The organism is Corynebacterium sp. 5QC2CO, from assembly GCF_024580435.1.
Classification (GTDB): Bacteria; Actinomycetota; Actinomycetes; order Mycobacteriales; family Mycobacteriaceae; genus Corynebacterium; species Corynebacterium jeikeium_D.
In genome coordinates this window covers 61,216-81,180 of sequence record NZ_JANIKI010000007.1, presented here as the reverse complement: position 1 = coordinate 81,180, position 19,965 = coordinate 61,216, and the positions used below count along the sequence as shown (strand labels likewise).

The 19,965-nt window shown below is 59.1% G+C and carries 14 protein-coding genes, 1 pseudogene and 1 riboswitch; of the genes and pseudogenes, 4 read left to right on the top strand and 11 right to left on the bottom strand.

All coding sequences use genetic code 11. The features are described 5' to 3' along the window. Nucleotides 1-3 precede the first annotated feature (3 nt). Entirely contained in the window at nucleotides 4-1,227 is a 1,224-nt protein-coding gene (locus NQ014_RS07355; protein WP_257074533.1) for a glutamate--cysteine ligase, read from the top strand. Between the two features lie 101 nt (nucleotides 1,228-1,328). Here NQ014_RS07355 and NQ014_RS07350 read toward each other — a convergent pair whose 3' ends face one another. The 8 genes from NQ014_RS07350 to NQ014_RS07315 all read right to left on the bottom strand — a co-directional run bounded on the left by NQ014_RS07350 (nucleotide 1,329) and on the right by NQ014_RS07315 (nucleotide 10,541). Further along, entirely contained in the window at nucleotides 1,329-1,691 is a 363-nt protein-coding gene (locus tag NQ014_RS07350) for a monovalent cation/H(+) antiporter subunit G (protein ID WP_257074532.1), read from the bottom strand. After that, nucleotides 1,688-2,053 (bottom strand): monovalent cation/H+ antiporter complex subunit F, encoded by a 366-nt coding sequence (locus NQ014_RS07345; protein WP_257074531.1) that lies wholly within the window; start codon nucleotides 2,051-2,053, stop codon nucleotides 1,688-1,690. Before NQ014_RS07345 ends, NQ014_RS07350 begins: the two co-directional genes overlap by 4 nt. After that, nucleotides 2,050-2,715, bottom strand: coding sequence for a Na+/H+ antiporter subunit E (locus NQ014_RS07340; RefSeq protein WP_257074530.1), 666 nt, complete (start codon nucleotides 2,713-2,715; stop codon nucleotides 2,050-2,052). Before NQ014_RS07340 ends, NQ014_RS07345 begins: the two co-directional genes overlap by 4 nt. After that, nucleotides 2,708-4,525 carry a Na+/H+ antiporter subunit D gene (locus tag NQ014_RS07335; protein ID WP_257074529.1) on the bottom strand — a complete coding sequence of 606 codons (1,818 nt, stop codon included), beginning with the start codon at nucleotides 4,523-4,525 and terminating at the stop codon, nucleotides 2,708-2,710. Before NQ014_RS07335 ends, NQ014_RS07340 begins: the two co-directional genes overlap by 8 nt. Continuing rightward, entirely contained in the window at nucleotides 4,515-5,018 is a 504-nt protein-coding gene (locus tag NQ014_RS07330; protein ID WP_257074528.1) for a Na(+)/H(+) antiporter subunit C, read from the bottom strand. Before NQ014_RS07330 ends, NQ014_RS07335 begins: the two co-directional genes overlap by 11 nt. Next, nucleotides 5,015-8,143, bottom strand: a complete 3,129-nt coding sequence (locus NQ014_RS07325; protein WP_257074527.1) for a Na+/H+ antiporter subunit A — start codon at nucleotides 8,141-8,143, stop codon at nucleotides 5,015-5,017. Before NQ014_RS07325 ends, NQ014_RS07330 begins: the two co-directional genes overlap by 4 nt. Nucleotides 8,144-8,362: 219 nt before the next feature. Next, on the bottom strand, nucleotides 8,363-8,917 hold the full coding sequence (locus tag NQ014_RS07320) for an acetyl-CoA acetyltransferase (RefSeq protein WP_257074526.1): 555 nt from the start codon (nucleotides 8,915-8,917) through the stop codon (nucleotides 8,363-8,365). Nucleotides 8,918-9,155: 238 nt separating this feature from the next. Continuing rightward, nucleotides 9,156-10,541, bottom strand: a complete 1,386-nt coding sequence (locus NQ014_RS07315) for a dipeptidase (protein WP_257074525.1) — start codon at nucleotides 10,539-10,541, stop codon at nucleotides 9,156-9,158. A gap of 327 nt (nucleotides 10,542-10,868) precedes the next feature. Here NQ014_RS07315 and groL point away from each other — a divergent pair, with 327 nt between their 5' ends. Next, a complete protein-coding gene (gene groL, locus NQ014_RS07310; protein WP_016421501.1) occupies nucleotides 10,869-12,494 on the top strand; it encodes a chaperonin GroEL in 1,626 nt (541 codons plus the stop codon). Between the two features lie 340 nt (nucleotides 12,495-12,834). Here groL and NQ014_RS07305 read toward each other — a convergent pair. Next, nucleotides 12,835-13,311: pseudogene (locus NQ014_RS07305) on the bottom strand (DIP1984 family protein). Between the two features lie 153 nt (nucleotides 13,312-13,464). Between NQ014_RS07305 and ppk2 the strand changes: the two are divergent. Beyond that, the gene (gene ppk2, locus NQ014_RS07300) at nucleotides 13,465-14,364 is read left to right on the top strand and encodes a polyphosphate kinase 2 (protein WP_005510168.1); all 900 of its coding nucleotides are present in this window, start codon (nucleotides 13,465-13,467) and stop codon (nucleotides 14,362-14,364) included. 299 nt (nucleotides 14,365-14,663) lie between these two features. Here ppk2 and NQ014_RS07295 read toward each other — a convergent pair whose 3' ends face one another. Further along, a complete protein-coding gene (locus NQ014_RS07295; protein WP_257074524.1) occupies nucleotides 14,664-15,785 on the bottom strand; it encodes a Dyp-type peroxidase in 1,122 nt (373 codons plus the stop codon). Between the two features lie 213 nt (nucleotides 15,786-15,998). Next, nucleotides 15,999-16,181, top strand: a riboswitch (cobalamin riboswitch). Between the two features lie 38 nt (nucleotides 16,182-16,219). On the opposite strand from NQ014_RS07295, the gene metE reads away from it, so the two are divergent. Continuing rightward, entirely contained in the window at nucleotides 16,220-18,529 is a 2,310-nt protein-coding gene (gene metE / locus NQ014_RS07290; RefSeq protein ID WP_257074523.1) for a 5-methyltetrahydropteroyltriglutamate--homocysteine S-methyltransferase, read from the top strand. Nucleotides 18,530-18,835: 306 nt separating this feature from the next. On the opposite strand, the gene NQ014_RS07285 is transcribed toward metE, so the two are convergent. Beyond that, nucleotides 18,836-19,957, bottom strand: a complete 1,122-nt coding sequence (locus tag NQ014_RS07285) for a Dyp-type peroxidase (RefSeq protein WP_257074522.1) — start codon at nucleotides 19,955-19,957, stop codon at nucleotides 18,836-18,838. Nucleotides 19,958-19,965 lie beyond the last annotated feature (8 nt).

The window sequence follows — 19,965 nt, the reverse complement described above, 5'->3', positions numbered from 1 at the left end:
GGTATGACTGAGCAATTTTCCGGATCGGCGCAGCCATCACTGGGAGTGGAATGGGAAGTGGCGTTCGTTGACCGACGAACGCGTGACACCGCCCCCGCTGCCGCCGAGGTGCTCGACATCATCGATGCGGAGCATCCCGGACATGGGCTCCAGCGCGAGTTCCTCGCCAACACTGTGGAGCTCGTCACCGGTGTGCACATGAACGTGCCCGATGTCGTAGCGGAGCTCCAAAGCCAGCTGGACATGGTTCTCGAGGCCGCTGACCGCGTTGGGGTGGATGTGTGGTCATCGGGCTCGCATCCGTTCGCCCGCGGTACTGCTCAGCAGGTCAGTGCTAAGGGGCACTACTCCGAAATCATCAACCGCACGCAGTGGTGGGGCAATCAGATGATTATCTGGGGTATCCACGTTCACATCGGCATTAAGGACTCCGAGCGGGTCTGGCCTATTATCCAGGCGCTGGCAACGAAGCTGCCGCACATGCTTTCGCTGTCGGCCTCCTCCCCGGCGTGGAATGGCGAGGATATGGGCTATGCCTCCAACCGCAGCCTGCTCTACCAGCAGCTTCCCACCGCTGGTCAGCCGCCAGCGATTTACACGTGGCCTGAGTGGGAGGCCTACATGCACGACCAGTCGCGCTCCGGCGTCATCAACCACACTGGCTCGATGCACCTGGACATCCGCCCGGCATCCAAATTTGGCACTATTGAGGTCCGCGTCGCCGATGCTACCTCTAACCTGCAGGAACTGTCCGCCATCGTCGCGCTGACGCACTGCCTGACCGTCCACTTCGACCGGATGTGGGAAGCCGGCGAGGAGCTGCCGAGCCTACAGTCCTGGCACATCGCTGAGAACAAATGGCGCACCGCCCGCTACGGCATGGACGCGCTGGTGATTGTCAACCGCGACACCGACGAGCGGTGGGTCCGCGATGAGCTGCGCGAACTGGTTATTGAACTCGCTCCGCTTGCCGACGAACTCGGCTGCCGAGCCGAACTGGAATATATCAACACCATCATTGAGCTGGGCGCGGGGTACGAGCGTCAGCGCATCGTCGCCGATGCGGCCGGGGCGCTGCCCTCTATGGCTACCGAGGACGATGTGCGGGAAAACGAAAAGCGACTCGGCCACACTCCGTGGCGAGCCGCGGTAGACCTCGCAGTTCAGGAACTGCGGGTCGGACATCCTATTTCGCCGGTCGACTTCGTGGACAAGACCGAAGCATAGGCAGGACTCCCCGGGACGGCTGGGTGTCGGCTGCGCCAATCAGGCTGGTTGTCGGCTGCACTGGACGACGGGCTGACTAAATTCTGGCCTGGGCCCGGGGCCTAGTGCTTGCTGTCCCCGCGAGTGTCGTCGCGGGCCAGGCCGGCTTCGTTTACCAGACGCTCCTTGAATGCCTCATGGCCGACGCGGCTACCAATAATTGGTGAAGTACCCAGCGCGAACAGGATAATTAGCGCCAGCAGTGCGAGGTCACTGTAGGTCGTGGCATTGGCAGGACTGTGCGTGAAAATGTGCAGCAGCGCCCCGGACAACGTCAGAATCAGACCGAAAGTCTGCGGTTTCGACGAGGCATGCATGCGGCTGATTGTGTCCCGAAACCGCACCATGCCGATGGCCGCGGCCACGCACATTAGCGCGCCGGAGATAATCAGCACGATGGCGATGATGTCTGTCACAAGAATCATTTGGCCTCTCCCTTCTTCGCAGCTTTGACAGCTTTGACAGTTTTTGTGACTTTGGCGATCTTTGCAGCCTTGGACTTGGCCGCAGATTCCTCGTCATCGGGCACGCGGAATTTCGCAACTGCCAGCGAGGACAAAAAGCCCAACAGTGCGATAATCAGCATGGGGTAGACCGCTGAGGTGTCCAGCGTCCAGGCCATAAAGGCCGCGAGCATGCCCTGCAGCATGGCTGTCATGGTATCGAGACTCACCAGTCGATCCAGCGAGTTCGGCCCTGCAATCATGTGGCCGAGCGTGATCATCGCGGCAATGAAATACAGCGCGGCGGCCACACCCAGCAAGGTGGTAAATAATTCTGCGTTCACTTGGTGCTCCTGCCGCTGTGTTGCTCAGTCGGGCCCTTAATGCCAACTACCTCAGCTTCGGTAACCTCGTCGACTTCGCGGTTTTCAAACGCGCGAATCACGCGGCGCTCGATACGCGTTAGTTGGTTGATCTGCTTATCAATCTTGCTTGTCGACGAAGCGTCGAGCAGGTGGATGGTCAGTGTCCGCTCCTGCTTATCGACGTCAACGATGATGCCACCCGGCTGTAAATTAATTAGCGCCATCGCGGTTGCCAGAGTGATGTCACCGTTGGTGCGCATCGGCACCGTAATGATTGCCGTCGGCGGCGGATCGGCCCTTCTCACCGCCAGCCAGGCGACGTACAAAGACGCGACCACGAAATCAATCGTCCAGGATGCAAAGAGCCGTACCAGGCCACCGAAGTTCAGGTGGATTCCGTGGGCAGGGGGAACTGGCATGGCCAGGTTGAGCAGCGTGGCCACAATGATGCCGGTAATCACGTTGGCGACGGTCACCTCGCCCCAGAGCATCACCCAAATCACCAGTGTGAACAGGAAGATCAGGACGGAAATCCGCGGTGTCTTGGCAGCGGTGACCTTGGCTGTGGCCTGGGCGCGTCGCGCGCCGAGACCCTGCTTGCGCTGTACTTGCTTCGTCTCCGGTGCGCTTTTGTCACTCATCGGTCTCACCTTCTTCCGCGGCTGGGCTGGCAGCGCCTGCAGTGCTAGCAGTGCTAGCAGCACCCGAAACGCTCGCCTCGCTCCATCGGCTCGTCGCCCGAGAGTCGACCGATCCAGGCGGCGCATCCAATTGGCTAGTCGGCCGCTCAGTTGCTGAATCCTCATCCCACGGCTGCTTAGTCCTGCCAGGACTTTCCAGCTCCTCCAAGCCGTTGGCATCGGTGGTGTTGATGCCTAGCACCGCCGCTCGGTACTCGTCGATGTCGGCGACGTTGCCGGCGGCCTCGGTGGCCATCGCGGACAGCGGCCCGGCCAGAATGGTCACGCCGACGGAGGCGATAACCAACAGGGCCGTTGGCATTACCATTCCCAGCGGCATCCGACCTACGTCGTCACGCTCGTCGATTGCAACCATCTTGGTCTGCTCACGCAGGGTAGCTGGTTGGGCCAGCACACAATCGCCGTCGGGCGCGTCGGAGCGGTCGCGCCAGAACGCCTTCGACCAGACGATGACCATGGTGTAGAGCGTCAGCAGGCTGGTGATAATCGAGCCCGCAACCAGAATCCAGGCGGTGGCCGAGCCATTTTGCGCGCCGGCCTCGATTAGCATGACCTTGCCCAGGAAGCCGGAGAAGGGCGGGATACCACCGAGGTTCAGCGCGGGGATTAGGTAGAGAACGCCGAGTAGCGGTGAGGCCTTGGCCAAGCCACCCAGGCTGCGCAGTGAGGACGATCCCGCCTGCCGTTCGATAAGACCCACCACCAAAAACAGTGCGCTCTGCACCAAAATGTGGTGGACGATGTAGAAAATTGCGCCACCGAGACCCAAGGTATTGCCGACTGCAATACCGAAAATCATATAGCCAATGTGAGACACCAGCGTAAACGACAACAGGCGTTTGATGTCGTTTTGGGCCATAGCGCCGAGGATGCCCATAAGCATTGTTGCCAGGCCAGCCCACATAAGTACGTCGTCAAGCCGGCCGTCGGGGAAGACGACGCTGCGCGTGCGGATAATTGCGTAGACGCCCACCTTCGTCAGCAGACCGGCGAAGACCGCCGTCACCATCGACGGCGCGGTGGGGTAGGAGTCGGGCAGCCAGGATGACATGGGAAACACCGCCGCCTTGACCGAGAAGGCGACCAGCAGTACCGCAAAGATAGCGGTGCGCGTGCCTGCCGGAATTTCCGCCATCCGGATGGAGATGTGCGCAAAGTTCACTGTTCCGACCGCCTGGTAGACCAGGCCGATGGCCAGCAGGAACACCATCGATGACAGCATATTGACCATCACATAGGACACGCCCGTGCGAATGCGCGACGCTGATGCCCCAAGGGTCAGCAGCACATAGGAAGCGACCAGGAGCACCTCGAAGCCGACGTACATGTTGAATAGGTCGCCGGCCAAGAAAGCCATGGACACACCCATGTTGAGCAGCATGTAGGTCGGCACGAATACCGCGATGGGTTCGTCATCATCGCCGTCGGAAATACCCTGGCCGATACCGAACCACATGACGGCAAAGAGTACGAGCTGGGAGACTGCAATCATCAGCACCGAGAGATTATCGGCGACGAGCGTGATGCCAATGGGCGCGTCCCAACCGCCGACCTGCACCGTGTGGATGCCGTGGGTGTAGACCAGGTAGACCAGCGCCAGGGCGATGACCACCAGGCTGCCCAGCGCCGCCAGCGAGATGGCCTGCTGGGCCCTGGGGCGGCGCGACATCAGCAGCGCGAGTGCGGCGGTGGCGGCCGGAATGATGATGGGCAGGGGAATCAGCCTCAGGATGAGCAGCTCAGTCATCATTTTCATCACCGCCTTTCGCTGCAATCGGTTTCTCAAAGCTCACCGGGCCGAAGCTATCGCCAGCCTCAGTTGGGCGCCCCGTGGTAGGATCGTCCGACTTGTCGTGGTCTGGAGCGGCCGTGGGGTCGTTGGCCCTGCGTTGAGCCAGGCTCAAATCCTCGTGGTCATCCTGCACATTGTCGCCGATGTGGTAGCGATGCTGGCGGTAGACAAGTGCCAGCAAGAACGCGGTCATGCCCATCGAAATGACAATCGCGGTGAGAATGAAAGCCTGCGGCAGCGGATCGGCCTGGGCGTCGCTCATCAGCGACTCGCGATCCCAGATGGGTGGCGCGCCAGGCGAGCCGGAACCGAGCAAAATCAGTAGGTTGACGCCATTTCCCATCAGTAGCAGCCCCATGAGCATTCTGGTCAGGGAGCGGTCCAGGAACAGATACACGCCAGTGGCAACGAGCGTGCCGACGGTCGCCAAGAGTACAAAGTTGAGTATCACTGGTGCGCGTCCTTTCCTTCGGTGTTCGGTTGGGCTGCGGACGCGTCGGTGTCAGCGGCAGCGCCATTTCCAGAACCGGCCCCGATTGTTGCAGCCGACGTTGTGCCCACTTTGGCCGCCGTCGCAGACTTGGCTGACTTCGCGGTGAGCTTGCTGCGCAGGCTGCGCGATTTGCCAATCGTCGCCCTTGTCACCTCACGAGAGCGGATGCGCCCCCGACGGCGAATGAGGAAAACATCGATACCGCCACCAAGGCTGCGCAGAATGTAGATCACCGTGCCGATGACAATCATGAACACGCCGAGGTCAAAAAGCATCGGTGAGACCACCGTAACGTCGCCGAAAGGCGGAATCTCGCGCGAGCCGTACCAGGAGGTCAGCGGAGCCCAGCCAATCACCATCGGCCACACCGCGCTGATAGCTGCTACCAGCAGGCCGCCCCCGAGCATGACCTCGGGGTTGATTGGCAGGGTTGCTGCTAGCTCTCGGCGGCCGCCAATGAGATAGCGCATCGTTAGCGCCAGTGCCGCCACCAAACCGCCGGCGAAGCCGCCGCCCAGGTCGTTGTGACCGGCGAAGAAGAGATAGAGCGCGAGCACCATCATGGCGGGGAAGAGCACACGGGAGGCCACCAGCACCATGATTGGGTAGCGCATCCGCTCGATTTCGCCGGAGGAATCCGTCGACTTCAGCCAGCGGTCAGCCCCGCGCCGGGTGGTGCGCTGTGGCTTAACCTTGGCCCGTAGGTACACCGTGTGTGTCCTAAATACCAGCGAGGCGATGCCGACGGCCACCATCACCAGCACGGTGATTTCACCGAAGGTGTCCCAGGCACGGATGTCTACCAGCAGTACGTTGACCGCGTTTTGGCCGTGCGCGATATCGTGAGCCAACGCCGAAATATCCTCCGAAATCGGTGCCGCGCGCCGCGAGCCCATTGCGTAGGCGCCGAGGATAGGCACGGCCACACCGACTGCGGTTGCCAGCCACGCGCGCTGGCGCGTCCACTTCCGATCTGACTCCGGTGCCCGCGGCGGCAGCGTGCGCAGCACCAGCACGAAGATAATCATGGAGACCGTCTCCACGAGTAGCTGCGTCAGCGCCAGATCCGGGGCGCCGTACATGGCGAAGATAATGGACAGACCGTAGCCGGTCACACCCACCATAATCACGCCTGAAAGCCGGTTGCGCAGACGGGTTGCGGCCAATGCGGCGATAATCATAATCAAAGCCACCGCGCCTTGCGGAGCGTTTTCCCACAGCTCCATCCGCAGGTTGTCGCGCTCGCCCAGCAGCAGCGCACTAATCGGCAATACAATCAGCACCAGCAAAATGACGGCCTCATTGAGAGGCAACGAACCGCGTTGGGTCGCAGCCGTGGCGCGCAGAGAAAGACGGCGGGCCGCATCCAAGGTAGCGTCGTAAAGCGCGTCGGCACTGCCCAGCGCGGGCTGATCGAATTGTAGCTGGCGGACGGCGCGGCGCTGCCAGTGCAAAATCACGCCGGTGAGCAGAATCGTCGCAGACAGCGCCAGCGGTAGGGTGAAGCCGTGCCAGAGGGCCAGGTGCGTCTTGGCTGCCGAGTTGGGGAAGGCCTCGACGAGGTAGGGCGAGATCGCGTGGTCGAGCACACTTGGAATGAGGCCGAAGATGAGGCTGGCAATTGCGAGCAGCCACGCCGGGCCGACCTGCGCCCACGTTGCCCGATCCATGTTCTCCACCGCCTCCGAGACGCCACCGCCGCTTTCGTGAGTGCGAGACTTCGTTGCAAACGCTTCGTGCAGCAGGTACAGCGAGTAGGCCACTGTCAGAATCGAGCCGACAACCAGGCCGACCGTAGTGGCCACCGCGGGCATGCCGTGAAGGGGCTGTGCGGTCAAAGTGGCATCCAGGGACGCCTCTTTGGCGACAAAGCCAAACATCGGCGGCACACCCGCCATCGATGCGGCGGCCAAAATCGAAATAATCTGAAGCTGCGGCGCCCGCGACCCCAGGCCCGAGAGCTTGCGGATATCGCGCGTCCCCGTCAGCCTATCTATCGTGCCCGCAACCATGAACAGCGTCGCTTTGAACATTGCGTGCCCCAGGGTCAGGGCGAGAGCGGCGAGCATTGTCGCGCGCGTGCCTATCGACGACACGGTAATGATAAAGCCCAGCTGGCTGACCGTGCCATAGGCCAGGATTAGCTTGAGATCCTGCTGGCGCAGAGCCATCCAGCCGCCCATAATCATGGTCAACAGGCCGAGCGGGATGATGATTGGTTGCCACGCGTTGGTGGCATTGAAAGTTGGCGCAAGTCGGGCGACCAGGAACACACCGGCTTTGACCATCGCTGCCGAATGCAGGAAGGAAGAAACCGGGGTAGGGGCGGCCATTGCGCCGGGCAGCCAGAAGTGGAAGGGCGCGATAGCGGATTTAGAAAGTGCACCGATGACCAGCAGGATTGCGGCTGTGGAGATTGCTGTGGAATTCAGCTGCGACGTGGTCAGTGCACCAGGTGCTGTGAGGTCGGAGAAGTTCCAGAATCCGGTGGTCACTCCCATCAGGACGATACCGACCAGCATGATCAGCCCGCCCAGTGTCGTGACCAGGAGCGCCTGGCCTGCTGCGCGACGGGAGGAAGCTCGCTCGGCGTAGTAGCCCACCAGGAGGAAGGAAAGAACCGAGGTAATTTCCCAGAAGACAAACATCAGCATGATGTTGTCGCTGATGACCAGGCCGTACATAGCCGCGGCGAAGGCAACCATTTGGGCTGCGAAGGAGCCTATGCGACGACGTTTTCCGGGCGGCGGATTGACGAAGTATCCGGAGCAATACACCAGTACGAGAAAGCCGATGGTCAAAACCAGTGTGCCGAAGAGCGATTCAATAGGACCTAATCGCAGGTTTACATCCAGGTGGATAATGGGCATCCACGAAAAATGCGTGACGGCGGGTTGTGTGGTTGCGGAGGTTTCCCCGTTTCCATTCGCTAGAGCTAAACGAACCAGATGGGCGCCGGTGTAGATAGCGCCACCTGCCAGAGGGAGGCTGAGAACGAGGAACCCGCGGGTTCCGAGCCACTTAATCGTCCATGGTGCAATCGCTGCCGTAAGGAACAGGATGCACAGGAGAGAAGTCACCATTCCATAATGAATGGAACACACCGGTTCATGCAACCCCGTTTTAGGGACTTAAGTATTCAAAATGGGGTTAACCGAGTGTGAGAAAACGGGAAATTTTTTCCGGTGTGGTGAAAATTTGGGGGTGGGAATTTGGGTATTTTTTGGGGCTTGGCAATTGGCTGCCAAGCCCCAAGATCGGTGGACTTATTACTCGTGCGCTACTCGAATATCACCTGCGCATTAGCCATGCAGGCGGTTAGCAGCACAGACCAAAGCGGAGAGCACGGAAGCCTCCGGAGTCTGGCCAAAGCCCATGGTCCACACATGGTCATTGTTGTGACCTGCGTAGACAAAGGTAGCCGTAGCCTCGAAAATCTCGAACTGGTGGAATTCCACGATTTCAACGCGGTAACCTGCATCAGCCAGCAAGTTGGTGCAAGCCGACACCGGCCCCATAGCGGTGATTTCCTGGGTGAAGGTGCGGGTACGGCCGTCCTTGTCGGTCAGAGACAAGTCAGCGTTGAAGTTCCAGCGGCCCAGGGTGCCACGGGTTGCCTCGAAATTCTTGATTTGAACCGGGCCGTTAGTGGGAGAGTAAGTGTCCTTGAACTTCTGCCAGTTCATGCCACGAGCTTCCTGCCTCAAGCCACGAGGCAGGCGATGTCCGAAGCGAGCCCTAAACGGATCGTCGGAATAAGTTCGCACATTGCCATTGTCCTGGTGTTCCAACGAGGGGCGCTTGCCCGTGAAAGTCGTCGAAGTGGACATGTTCTTCTGGGTGCGAGTGGAAAACATTCTTTTCTGGTCCTTTGCTTAATGGCTTTGCTGTGAGTGGCGGACCAACCAAGTGCTTCGAGAAGTTGCGGCCAGAGACCCCGCGTGGAGGGGTCAGTCCTGTCGGCCTCCACCGGGGTTCGTAGCCTTCGCTACTCGAATAAGAATGTTCTGCTGCATGGGTCGAACCTTACTACAGAAAAAAGATGTGACACAAGTCATTCAGCCAATAATCTGGCAGATTTTTTTGATGTACCCGTTAAATTCCGTTGACGGAAGCTAGGAAAACCGCCTCGCCAATAGCGATGTCGCGAATCTCGTTCGGGTCCACCGACTCGTCAGCCGAGTGAATGCGAGCCTGCGGCTCTTCCACGCCGTAGAGTGCGATGTCAGCGCCTGGTACGGCCTCCAGCAAAGTGGCGCACAGTGGAATTGAAGCACCTTCGCCCATGCTTGCGGTCTCCTTGCCATAGGCGGCCGACAGGCTGTCGGCAACCAGCTGCACAACCTTGCCCTCAACATTGGCCCGGAATGGGTTCGCTAACTCGTCGCGCTCGACCGTCACTTTCACGCCCCACGGAGCATGCGCGCGCAGGTGATTCTCCAGTGCCTCCTGTGCTTCTGCCGGGTCGACGCCGCCTGGGATGCGGAAGTTGATGTGCGCCATAGCAGTCGATGAAATTGCGTTGACAGCATTGGTCGCTGGTGGGCAGTCGATACCGGTTACAATCACCGACGGGCGAGCCCAGGTCAGGTCAGAGACGGAAGCGTCCTCGTTGCTAATTAGGTCCACGCCGTCAAGCACACCAGCATCGGCGCGGAAAGTCTCTGGCGCGTAGTCCAGCCCCTCCCAGCGCTGCGAGCAGTCCAGGCCGTCAATAGAGGTAAAGCCATTTTCATCGCGCAGGCTGTCCAGCATGCGAATCAGCGCCGCCAGTGCATCCGGAGCCGCGCCGCCGAACATGCCCGAGTGAACAGGCTGCTCCAGCGCATCGACGCGAACTTCCACATCGGCGGTGCCGCGCAGGGTGGTCACGAGTGTCGGCTGGCCAACCTCGGCATTGCCGACATCTGCAATGAGGATGACGTCGGCGTCGAAAAGCTCCGGCTGCGTGGCGATGAGGTTGTTCAGGCCCGCCGATCCGCGCTCCTCGGAACCTTCCACGATGAGCTTGATGTTTGGCATGTCGACGCGGCCCGCAAGCGCGTCGTCACGCAGCGCGCGCAGCGCAGCTAGGTGCATGACCACGTTGCCCTTGCAGTCTGCGGTGCCACGGCCGTACCAGCGACCGTCGCGCTCGTCGAGCGTCCACGGACCTGCGGTCCAAGCGGATTCGTCGCCCGCCGGCTGAACGTCGTAATGGGAGTAGAGCAGTACGGTCTTCGCGCTTTCCGACGACCCGGGGATGAAACCCGACAGTGCAATCGAGCCGTCGACGGTGTGATGCGCCTCCAGTTCGATGCCCAGCTCTGCGTACATGTCGGTAACCGCCTGAGCGGCGTCAATGCAAGCCTGTTTGGTTTCTTCGGTGCCGTGTACGGAGGGGAAAGCCACCAGCTCGGTCAGCTGGGTGTGGATGGTCTCGCGTTGGCTGGAGATGTGGTCTCGCAGGGTCTCCGTGAGTTCCTTATTAATAATGCTCATGTGCGACAGTGTAGGCGCACAAGCATGATGGTGTTGGAAGTGGCATAAGGAGTGACGCCAGGAGTGACAGTGCTTAACCTTGCACTCGATGGGGTTGAGTGCTAGAAAAGTGAATTAGCACTTGCTCTAATTGAGTGCTAATAAAAACAACTTCACACCTTGTGTATGCGCACGCTGAAACAAGTGTTGAAAAGTCGTTAAAAAGTACAGTGTTGACTCCGGTGATGGAGAGGGCGGCGCTTCCCTCGAATCACATGCCGTCGCGGGCGCCTGGGTCAACTTCCAATGTAAGTGCCACATAAATAGACGGAGGATTCTTCAAACCTCATGGCTAAGATGATTGCATTTGACGAGGAGGCCCGCCGTGGTCTCGAAACGGGTCTGAACACCCTGGCAGACGCTGTCAAGGTCACGCTGGGCCCGAAGGGTCGCAACGTAGTCCTCGAGCGCAAGTGGGGCGCACCGCTGATCACCAACGACGGTGTCTCCATTGCACGTGAAATCGAACTTGAGGATCCTTACGAGAAGATCGGCGCTGAGCTGGTCAAGGAAGTTGCCAAGAAGACCGACGACGTCGCTGGTGACGGTACTACTACCGCTACCGTTCTGGCTCAGGCTCTGGTTTCCGAGGGTCTGCGCAACGTTGCTGCTGGCTCCAACCCGATGGGCATCAAGCGCGGCATCGAGAAGGCTGTCGCGGCTGTTACCGAGAAGCTGCTGGAGTCCGCTAAGGACATCGAGACCAAGGAGCAGATTGCTGCTACCGCTGGTATCTCCGCTGCTGACCCGGCTATCGGTGAGCTGATTGCCACCGCTATGGACAAGGTCGGCAAGGAAGGCGTCATTACCGTGGAAGAGGCCAACACCTTTGGTCTCGACCTGGAGCTGACCGAGGGTATGCGCTTCGACAAGGGCTACATCTCCGGTTACTTCGCCACCGACATGGAGCGCCAGGAGGCCGTTCTGGAGGATCCGTACATCCTCCTGGTTTCCGGCAAGATCTCCAACATCAAGGACCTGCTGCCGCTGCTGGAGAAGGTCATGCAGTCCGGCAAGCCGTTGCTGATCATTGCTGAGGACGTTGAGGGCGAGGCTCTGTCCACCCTGGTCGTCAACAAGATTCGCGGCACCTTCAAGTCTGTCGCTGTGAAGGCTCCGGGCTTCGGTGACCGTCGTAAGGCAATGCTGCAGGATATGGCTATCCTGACCGATGGCCAGGTCATCTCTGAGGAGGTCGGCCTGTCGCTCGAGACCGCTGACCTGCCGCTGCTGGGTCGCGCTCGCAAGGTCGTCGTCACCAAGGACGAGACCACCATCGTCGAGGGCGCTGGCGAACAGTCCGCTATCGAGGGCCGCGTCAACCAGATCCGCGCTGAGATCGAGAACTCCGACTCCGACTACGACAAGGAGAAGCTGCAGGAGCGTCTGGCTAAGCTCGCCGGCGGTGTTGCAGTTATCAAGGCTGGCGCCGCAACTGAGGTCGAGCTCAAGGAGCGCAAGCACCGCATCGAGGATGCCGTCCGCAACGCAAAGGCTGCTGTGGAAGAGGGCATCGTTGCTGGTGGCGGTTCCGCACTGCTGCAGGTCTCGCACGTGCTTGACGACGAGCTGGGTCTGACCGGCGACGAGGCAACCGGTGTCCGCATCGTGCGTGCGGCTCTCGCAGCTCCGCTGCGCCAGATTGCTCTGAATGCTGGCCTCGAGGCCGGCGTCGTCACCGAGAAGGTTGCTTCCCTGCCGCAGGGCGAGGGTCTGAACGCTGCTACCGGTGAGTACATCGACCTGATGGAAGCCGGCATCAACGACCCGGTGAAGGTTACCCGCTCCGCACTGCAGAACGCTGCTTCCATTGCGGCTCTGTTCCTGACCACCGAGGCTGTTGTCGCTGACAAGCCGGAACCGGCTATGCCGGCAATGCCGGGTGGCGACGAGATGGGCGGCATGGGCTTCTAAAAGAGGTCCCAACTGTTTGAGTCAGCCTTAAAAAGCGCCGCTGAGGGTTGTCCCTCAGCGGCGCTTTTGCTCTGTAACTTGAGAAAGTTTAAGTCCCCGAACCCACCCTCGTCGCATCAGATGCCTCAGCGCTTGGTAGTGAAAAATAACCGATGATCTGTACCCATGTACGCGATGCCGAGGACTGTCTGTTATTAATCCTGCTGCCTCAGTACAGGTGAGATCGTTAGGTGTCCCTTTAAGGCCAGAGACAGGCCGTCGCGCTCGCCGACAATCTGGATGCAACTACCGACTTATCAAAATGTGAAATTCTTCTAGTTTCGCTTCCGAACCGTGCTTGCTATTCGGCCGGCTTATCCGCGGCCTCGATAAGCTCGGTTGACCAGTTCGCCTGCTGAATACGGGTATCCAAGTCCCGGTATTCCTTCGCCACCTTGTCGGCTTTCTGGCGCAGCGACCGGATATCCACAGTGGCGACATAGCGAATCTCCGAAGCTGAGTATCAATCCCGCCGACCCGAGCCCTGATCGGCTACGGAGGTGTAGAACCGCCGCCGTGTTAGCAGGTGGTCGCGCTTCGCAAGTGCGTCGCTAAGCGTTCCGTCCTCGAAAGCAGTAGCGGAATTCGTTGCGTTAATCGAGCGCACCAGCCATTCGAAGCGCGCCATCAGACGCTCGGCTTCGGCAATAAGCGCTTGCGGATCTTCATCAGGCGTATCGCCTTCCTGCACCTGCGCTACCAGCGCGAGACGGCGATTAATCTCAGCCAGCCGGTCGGAAACTTCGGATCGTGCGGCAAGAGCCTCGGATAACAACATGGCATTTATTGTACGCGCAGTGCTTATCGACGGTCGCCGCGTGCAGTCCCACCCCTCAATTTCGGTAAGACGGAACGTTAACTGCTGGGAAATTGCAGGTAAGGGCACCCGCATGGGGGACGTGTGGCAGAGAAATTCAGTAGGATAAGGGGTATGGCTGACAAGAATGAAGAGGAATTCCACATCGTCGATTTGGCGAAGACCGAAGGTTACGTCGTCGATGACTCTGATGAGGACGATCCGGTACTGGTCACTCCAGACGGTGAGCGGGTTGATACCTGGCGCGATGGCTACCCGTACGAGGAGCGCATGACTCGTAAGGAATATGAGTCTATTAAGAGGAAGCTGCAGATTGAGCTTCTGAAGTGGCAGAACTGGACCAAGGAAACTGGCCAGAAGCACATCATCCTCTTCGAAGGCCGTGACGCCGCTGGTAAGGGCGGTACCATTAAGCGCTTTAACGAGCACCTGAATCCGCGTGGTGCTCGTACTGTGGCTCTGGAAAAACCGTCGCCGCGTGAGTCCACCTCGTGGTACTTCCAGCGCTACATTGAGCACTTTCCATGTGCTGGCGAGATCGTCTTCTTCGACCGTTCTTGGTACAACCGTTCGGGCGTTGAGCGCGTGATGGGTTTCTGTACTGAGTCGCAGCACGCAGAATTCCTGCGTGAGGTCCCGATGCTGGAGAACATGATTCTGGGCTCCGGTATTTCGCTGACCAAGCTGTGGTTCTCTGTGACCCAGAAGGAGCAGCGCACTCGCTTCGCAATTCGCCAGGTTGACCCGGTACGTCAGTGGAAGCTCTCTCCGATGGACCTCGCTTCGTTGGATCGTTGGGGTGACTACACCCGCGCAAAGGAAGAGCAGTTCCGCTACACGGATACCGATGAGTCCCCGTGGATTACCATTAAGTCCAACGACAAGAAGCGTGCCCGCATCAACGCAATGCGTTATGTGCTGAGCAAGTTCGAGTACACGGAGAAGGACCACGAGCTGGTCGGTACTCCGGACCCGAAGATTGTTAAGCGTGGCCGTGACCAGATTGGTGACTAGTTCGGTGGTCCGTGACTGACAAAGTTCTTGTCTAGAAGAAACGCCCGCAGGAGTGCTCAGGCACTCGGCGGGCGTTTTCTTATGGCTGACGGCGGCGTGTGACGGCGGCGGGACGATGCCCTTATGGCTGGCAGCGGCGGGGCGATGCGAGTTAGTGACTGAGTTTATGACAAAAATGGCCAGAAATTTTGCCCGAAAGTGTCATAAACTAGGTCAGTTTCACATTTGCAGCCCGTCAGCTTTTTAGCCCGCCAGGCTTTAGCCCGTCAAGTCAGTTTTTCGCCGCCAGCTCGCAGCCTCTACCCCTCAATCAGCTCCTGGCCCCAGTAGGACTCCGGGGTGGTGCCAGGGGCGATCCAATACACAGCGGAGCCGATGTGACGGTTCCACTCATTGAGCAAATCGCCGCGATCCAAACGGGCCTGGATTGCGCTGAATTGGTTGTCCGGGTTCTTCTGGAATGCAACCCAAACCAGGCCAACGTTCGGTCCTTCGAACGGGAAGGCCGGCTCACCGGGCTGGTCTTCGTAGGCATAGGCGCGGCGACGCAGGGCGTCGTCAGGCTGACCATCCTGCTCACGGGAAAGCGCCAAGTGAGACTGGCGGTGGATGAGGTACTCGCCCTGGTCATCGACGGCGTCCATGTCCTCTTCATCGAACTCGTCATTGCCTCCGGAAAGAGGAGCGCCGGTGTGGAAGTCACGACCGATAACGATGGAGCGTTCCTCGGTGCTGAGCTCATCCCAATTGTTCAAGTCGAGCGCAATACGGCGAACAACCATCACGCAGGAGTTGTTAATCGCCTTGTCCTTGGAGTCAATCCACACCTGTTCGGACCATTCATCCGGAGTGGACGGGTTGACGGTGCCGTCGAGCTGGCCCAACGGGTTGCGTGGGGTAGCGCCGTGAGGCTGCGAACCCCAGGCGTAGGAAAAGCCCTTCTGGAACCACTTCACGCGAGCCCACGGAGCTGCCTTCTTTTCCAGTAGACGGGAAGCGGCCGTAACGGTGACGAGGTCATCACCACACAACTGCAGAGCGAAGTCAGACTGACCCCACTCAGGGCGGAGCATGTCATGCTGGAATGACGGGATATCGTGCAGACCAGCCGGCTTGCGCTCTGGTTTGCCCAGGACATCGAAGATGCGCTCACCGAAACCGGCTGTGATAGTCAGGTTTGCAGTGGCTGCAACCATTTCCGGTTCCAGATACCCCTCGATGTCTTGGCCTTGGGTGAGGCGGCGGGCAACGTCGGTAAGCGAGGAGAACAGTTCCTTTAGATCTGCTGCGTCGACGCCGTCCTTCAAATCGAATGCGACGAGGCGGAGATGTGCTTGGCCGGGCTGATCAACGCCTGACTGGACCGGGCCATCGAACGGAATCTTGGCACCCTTCAGGGAAGTGTTGGGGGCCTGGGTCAATCGAGGTCACTCCTTGAAAGAGGTGGGATGAATAGCCTTTATGACTACGAGCATAATCACATTGGCCCCAGCAGGAGAGCATCAAAGCAAAGGCTCGGGGAGGGGGGGGGCTAAGTGAATGAGATATTTGTATATTGCGATATACTTCACATCCACAGCCGCCTCGAAGGTATTCATAAAGGAAAGTGCTGCATATCGCACGTTTTCCGCGCAAGGTGTGTTTTGGAACCTAGCGTGCATGAGACCCTCGAGTTATGCAGGGGAATCCCGGTGCAAGTCCGGAACTGTCCCGCAACGGTAAGCATCACCGCCAGAGCTTTGGTTTATCCGACGCGTTGATAACCAATCTTGCAGTGATGACAAGTCCGAATGCCTGCCGGTTGTGCAATTTCATATCCGATGCTGATCACGACTGACGAGGAAATCACGAGATCATGGCAATTCACGCAACCCTCGCGGGCATTCCGCGGATAGGGCGTAATCGTGAGCTCAAAAGAGCTCTGGAAAACTACTGGCGCGACCCGGCGACCGGCGGCTTGCTGGCCGCGACGGCGCGCAATACTGTCAATAGCTACATCGGCGCGGCGCTGAAGGCGGGAATCGACTCGGTTCCGACAATTGGGCGCTCGTTCTACGACTCCATGCTGGATACATCGGCGCTGCTTGGAGTGCTTCCAGCCCGCTTCCAGGATGCCCCGAAAACGGACGGTTCCAATCTGCCAGGATGGATTAACCACTACTTCGCCACCGCTCGCGGTACAAAGACGCAGCCGGCATCCGCAATGACCAAGTGGTTCGACACTAATTACCACTACATCGTTCCGGAACTGTCGGCCAATACGGAATTCACCATCGACCTCACTGACTGGTTGGACGATTCCTGCAGCTTGAACAATGGCGCCACAACCATGTTGCGTCCACATTTGATTGGTCCAGTGACCTACTTGAGCCTGTCGCGTACCGACGATGGTTCTAACCCACTTGGCCTTTTGGAAAAGTTGACCGATGCGTACGCTGACGTCATTGCTCAACTGGGAGAGAAAGGCTTTGAGTGGATTCAGCTCGATGAGCCGGTATTGGTCACTGACCTCGACGAAGTGACACTTGATAGGACTCGCCAGGTCTACGAGAAATTGGCTGGCGTGTCGGAGTCTGCAAATACCAAATTGTGGGTGCAGACCTACTTTGGTGATGGTGGTCAGGCACTGAAAACCCTTTCTGGCACAGGCGTGCAGGCTATTGGTTGCGACCTGGTAGCTGGTAGCGCCGAGCTGCCGCATTGGACTGGCAAGGAACTGCTGGTCGCGGGAATCGTCGATGGTCGTAATGTGTGGCGCACCGACTTGGATGCAGCCCTGGCGACGCTGGAGAAGCTGGCAGCTCGAGGCCCCATCGCGGTGTCGACTAGCTGTTCGCTGCTACATGTCCCGTACTCCCTGGCCTCGGAAAACCCGAGCGAAGAAGAAGCCGAGGTGCTGCAGTGGCTGGCCTTCGGCGATGAGAAAATCGCCGAGGTGACCCTCTTGGCGAGGGCGCTTGATGCCAAGTTGAATGACCGTCAACTCGATGCCGCGGATTTGAAGGTGTTGAGGGAGTCCCGGGCAGCACTGGCATCGAGGGCAGAATCGAAGCGGATTGTTAAGCCTGAAGTTCGTGAAGCTTTGGCGGCAATCGAGGATAGCGACCGTAACCGTTCCCCGTTTGCAGCTCGCCAGGCGGCTCAGGCTGAGGCCCTTAACCTGCCTCCGCTGCCGACCACCACAATCGGTTCCTTCCCGCAGACCAATAGCATTCGACGTGCACGTGCACAGCTGCGCTCGGGAGAGCTCACCCCAGCTGACTACGAGTCGTCAATGCTCGCTGAAATTCGATCTGCCATTGAACAGCAGGAAGAACTGGGGCTCGATGTGCTGGTTCACGGTGAACCTGAGCGCAACGACATGGTCCAGTACTTCTCGGAGCAGCTGGACGGCTACCTTGCCACCACCAATGGCTGGGTCCAAAGCTACGGTTCCCGCTGCGTGCGGCCGCCGATTCTCTACGGTGATATCACCAGGCCAGAGCCGATGACGGTGCAGTGGTACAAGGCTGCAGCAAACATGACTGACCTTCCCGTCAAGGGAATGCTCACCGGGCCGGTGACCATGTTGGCATGGTCGTTTGTCCGTGATGACCAGCCCATTGGTGACACTGCGGATAACGTTGCGCTGGTTCTGCGCGATGAGATTGCAGATCTCGTGGCCGCTGGAGCGCAGATCGTACAGGTCGACGAGCCCGCCATCCGCGAGTTGCTACCACTGAATGAAGCTGACCAGCCCGCCTACTTGAAGTGGGCTGTGGGGTCCTTCCGCCTGGCTACCTCTGGTGTGGCTGACGACATCCAGATTCACACGCATATGTGCTACTCGGACTTCAATGAGCTTATCGACACCGTCGATGATCTCAACGCCGATGTCACGTCCATCGAAGCAGCTCGCAACGGTATGCAGGTGCTCGCAGCGCTGAAAAATGAGGGATACGTTCGCGGGATTGGTCCAGGCGTCTGGGACATCCACTCGCCTCGCGTGCCGACGGACGGGGAAGTCAACCAGCTCGTGGAAGATGCGCTCGAAAGCGTTGACCCCAACCTCCTGTGGATTAATCCGGACTGTGGTCTAAAGACCCGAGGTTGGGACGAGGTTACGGCTTCACTGAAGGTATTGGTGGCCGCAGCTCAGCAGGCTCGGTTGCAGCTAGCAGAGTAAGTCGCGAACTGCATAGCCGCAAAATAAATAGTGAGTTAAGTAGCAAAAAGTGTGTCCGGTCGGCGTGACGCTGGGTGGGTACCTTTTGCTACTTAGCCCTACTTAGCCGCCAATGCGAGTTAGTGACCTCGGTTATGGCTGGCGGCGGCAGGCCAGTGCGAGTTAGTGCCTGCGTTTATGACAAAAACGGCCAGAAATTTTGCTCGAAAGTGTCATAAACTGGGTCAGTTTCACATTTGCAGCCCGTAAGCTTTTTAGTCCGCCAGGCTTTAGCACGCCAGGCTTTAGCCCGCCAGCTTGCAGCCTCTACCCCTCAATCAGCTCCTGACCCCAGTAGGACTCCGGGGTGGTGCCAGGGGCGATCCAATACACAGCGGAGCCGATGTGACGGTTCCACTCATTGAGCAAATCGCCGCGATCCAAACGGGCCTGGATTGCGCTGAATTGGTTGTCCGGGTTCTTCTGGAATGCAACCCAAACCAGGCCAACGTTCGGTCCTTCGAACGGGAAGGCCGGCTCACCGGGCTGGTCTTCGTAGGCATAGGCGCGGCGACGCAGGGCGTCGTCAGGCTGACCATCCTGCTCACGGGAAAGCGCCAAGTGAGACTGGCGGTGGATGAGGTACTCGCCCTGGTCATCGACGGCGTCCATGTCCTCTTCATCGAACTCGTTATCGCCTCCGGAAAGAGGAGCGCCGGTGTGGAAGTCACGACCGATAACGATGGAGCGTTCCTCGGTGCTGAGCTCATCCCAATTGTTCAAGTCGAGCGCAATACGGCGAACAACCATCACGCAGGAGTTGTTAATCGCCTTGTCCTTGGAGTCAATCCACACCTGTTCGGACCATTCATCCGGAGTGGACGGGTTGACGGTGCCGTCGAGCTGGCCCAACGGGTTGCGTGGGGTAGCGCCGTGAGGCTGCGAACCCCAGGCGTAGGAAAAGCCCTTCTGGAACCACTTCACGCGAGCCCATGTAGCCGCCTTCTTTTCCAGCAAACGAGACGCGGCAGTAACGGTGACGAGGTCGTCACCGCACAGTTGCAACACAAAGTCCGACTGACCCCATTCCGGGCGAAGCATGTCGTGTTGGAATGCGGGGATATCGTGCAGGCCAGCGGGCTTGCGCTCTGGTTTGCCGAGGATGTCGAAGATGGGCTCACCGAAACCGGCGGTAATGGTCAGGTTTGCGGTGGCTGCGACCATTTCCGGTTCCAGATACCCCTCGATGTCTTGGCCTTGGGTGAGGCGGCGGGCAACGTCGGTAAGCGAGGAGAACAGTTCCTTTAGATCTGCTGCGTCGACGCCGTCCTTTAAATTGAATGCGACGAGGCGCAGGTGTGCCTGGCCGGGCTGTTCAATGCCTGACTGGACCGGGCCATCGAACGGAATCTTGGCACCCTTCAGGGAAGTGTTGGGGGCCTGGGTCAATCGAGGTC

What these genes read in the sequence shown, in the direction of transcription:
- NQ014_RS07355 (WP_257074533.1), top strand. Translation starts at nt 4, where the DNA reads ATGACTGAGCAATTTTCCGGATCGGCGCAGCCATCACTGGGAGTGGAA.
- NQ014_RS07350 (WP_257074532.1), bottom strand. Translation starts at nt 1,691, where the DNA reads ATGATTCTTGTGACAGACATCATCGCCATCGTGCTGATTATCTCCGGC.
- NQ014_RS07340 (WP_257074530.1), bottom strand. Translation starts at nt 2,715, where the DNA reads ATGAGTGACAAAAGCGCACCGGAGACGAAGCAAGTACAGCGCAAGCAG.
- NQ014_RS07335 (WP_257074529.1), bottom strand. Translation starts at nt 4,525, where the DNA reads ATGATGACTGAGCTGCTCATCCTGAGGCTGATTCCCCTGCCCATCATC.
- NQ014_RS07325 (WP_257074527.1), bottom strand. Translation starts at nt 8,143, where the DNA reads ATGGTGACTTCTCTCCTGTGCATCCTGTTCCTTACGGCAGCGATTGCA.
- NQ014_RS07320 (WP_257074526.1), bottom strand. Translation starts at nt 8,917, where the DNA reads ATGTTTTCCACTCGCACCCAGAAGAACATGTCCACTTCGACGACTTTC.
- NQ014_RS07315 (WP_257074525.1), bottom strand. Translation starts at nt 10,541, where the DNA reads ATGAGCATTATTAATAAGGAACTCACGGAGACCCTGCGAGACCACATC.
- groL (WP_016421501.1), top strand. Translation starts at nt 10,869, where the DNA reads ATGGCTAAGATGATTGCATTTGACGAGGAGGCCCGCCGTGGTCTCGAA.
- ppk2 (WP_005510168.1), top strand. Translation starts at nt 13,465, where the DNA reads ATGGCTGACAAGAATGAAGAGGAATTCCACATCGTCGATTTGGCGAAG.
- metE (WP_257074523.1), top strand. Translation starts at nt 16,220, where the DNA reads ATGGCAATTCACGCAACCCTCGCGGGCATTCCGCGGATAGGGCGTAAT.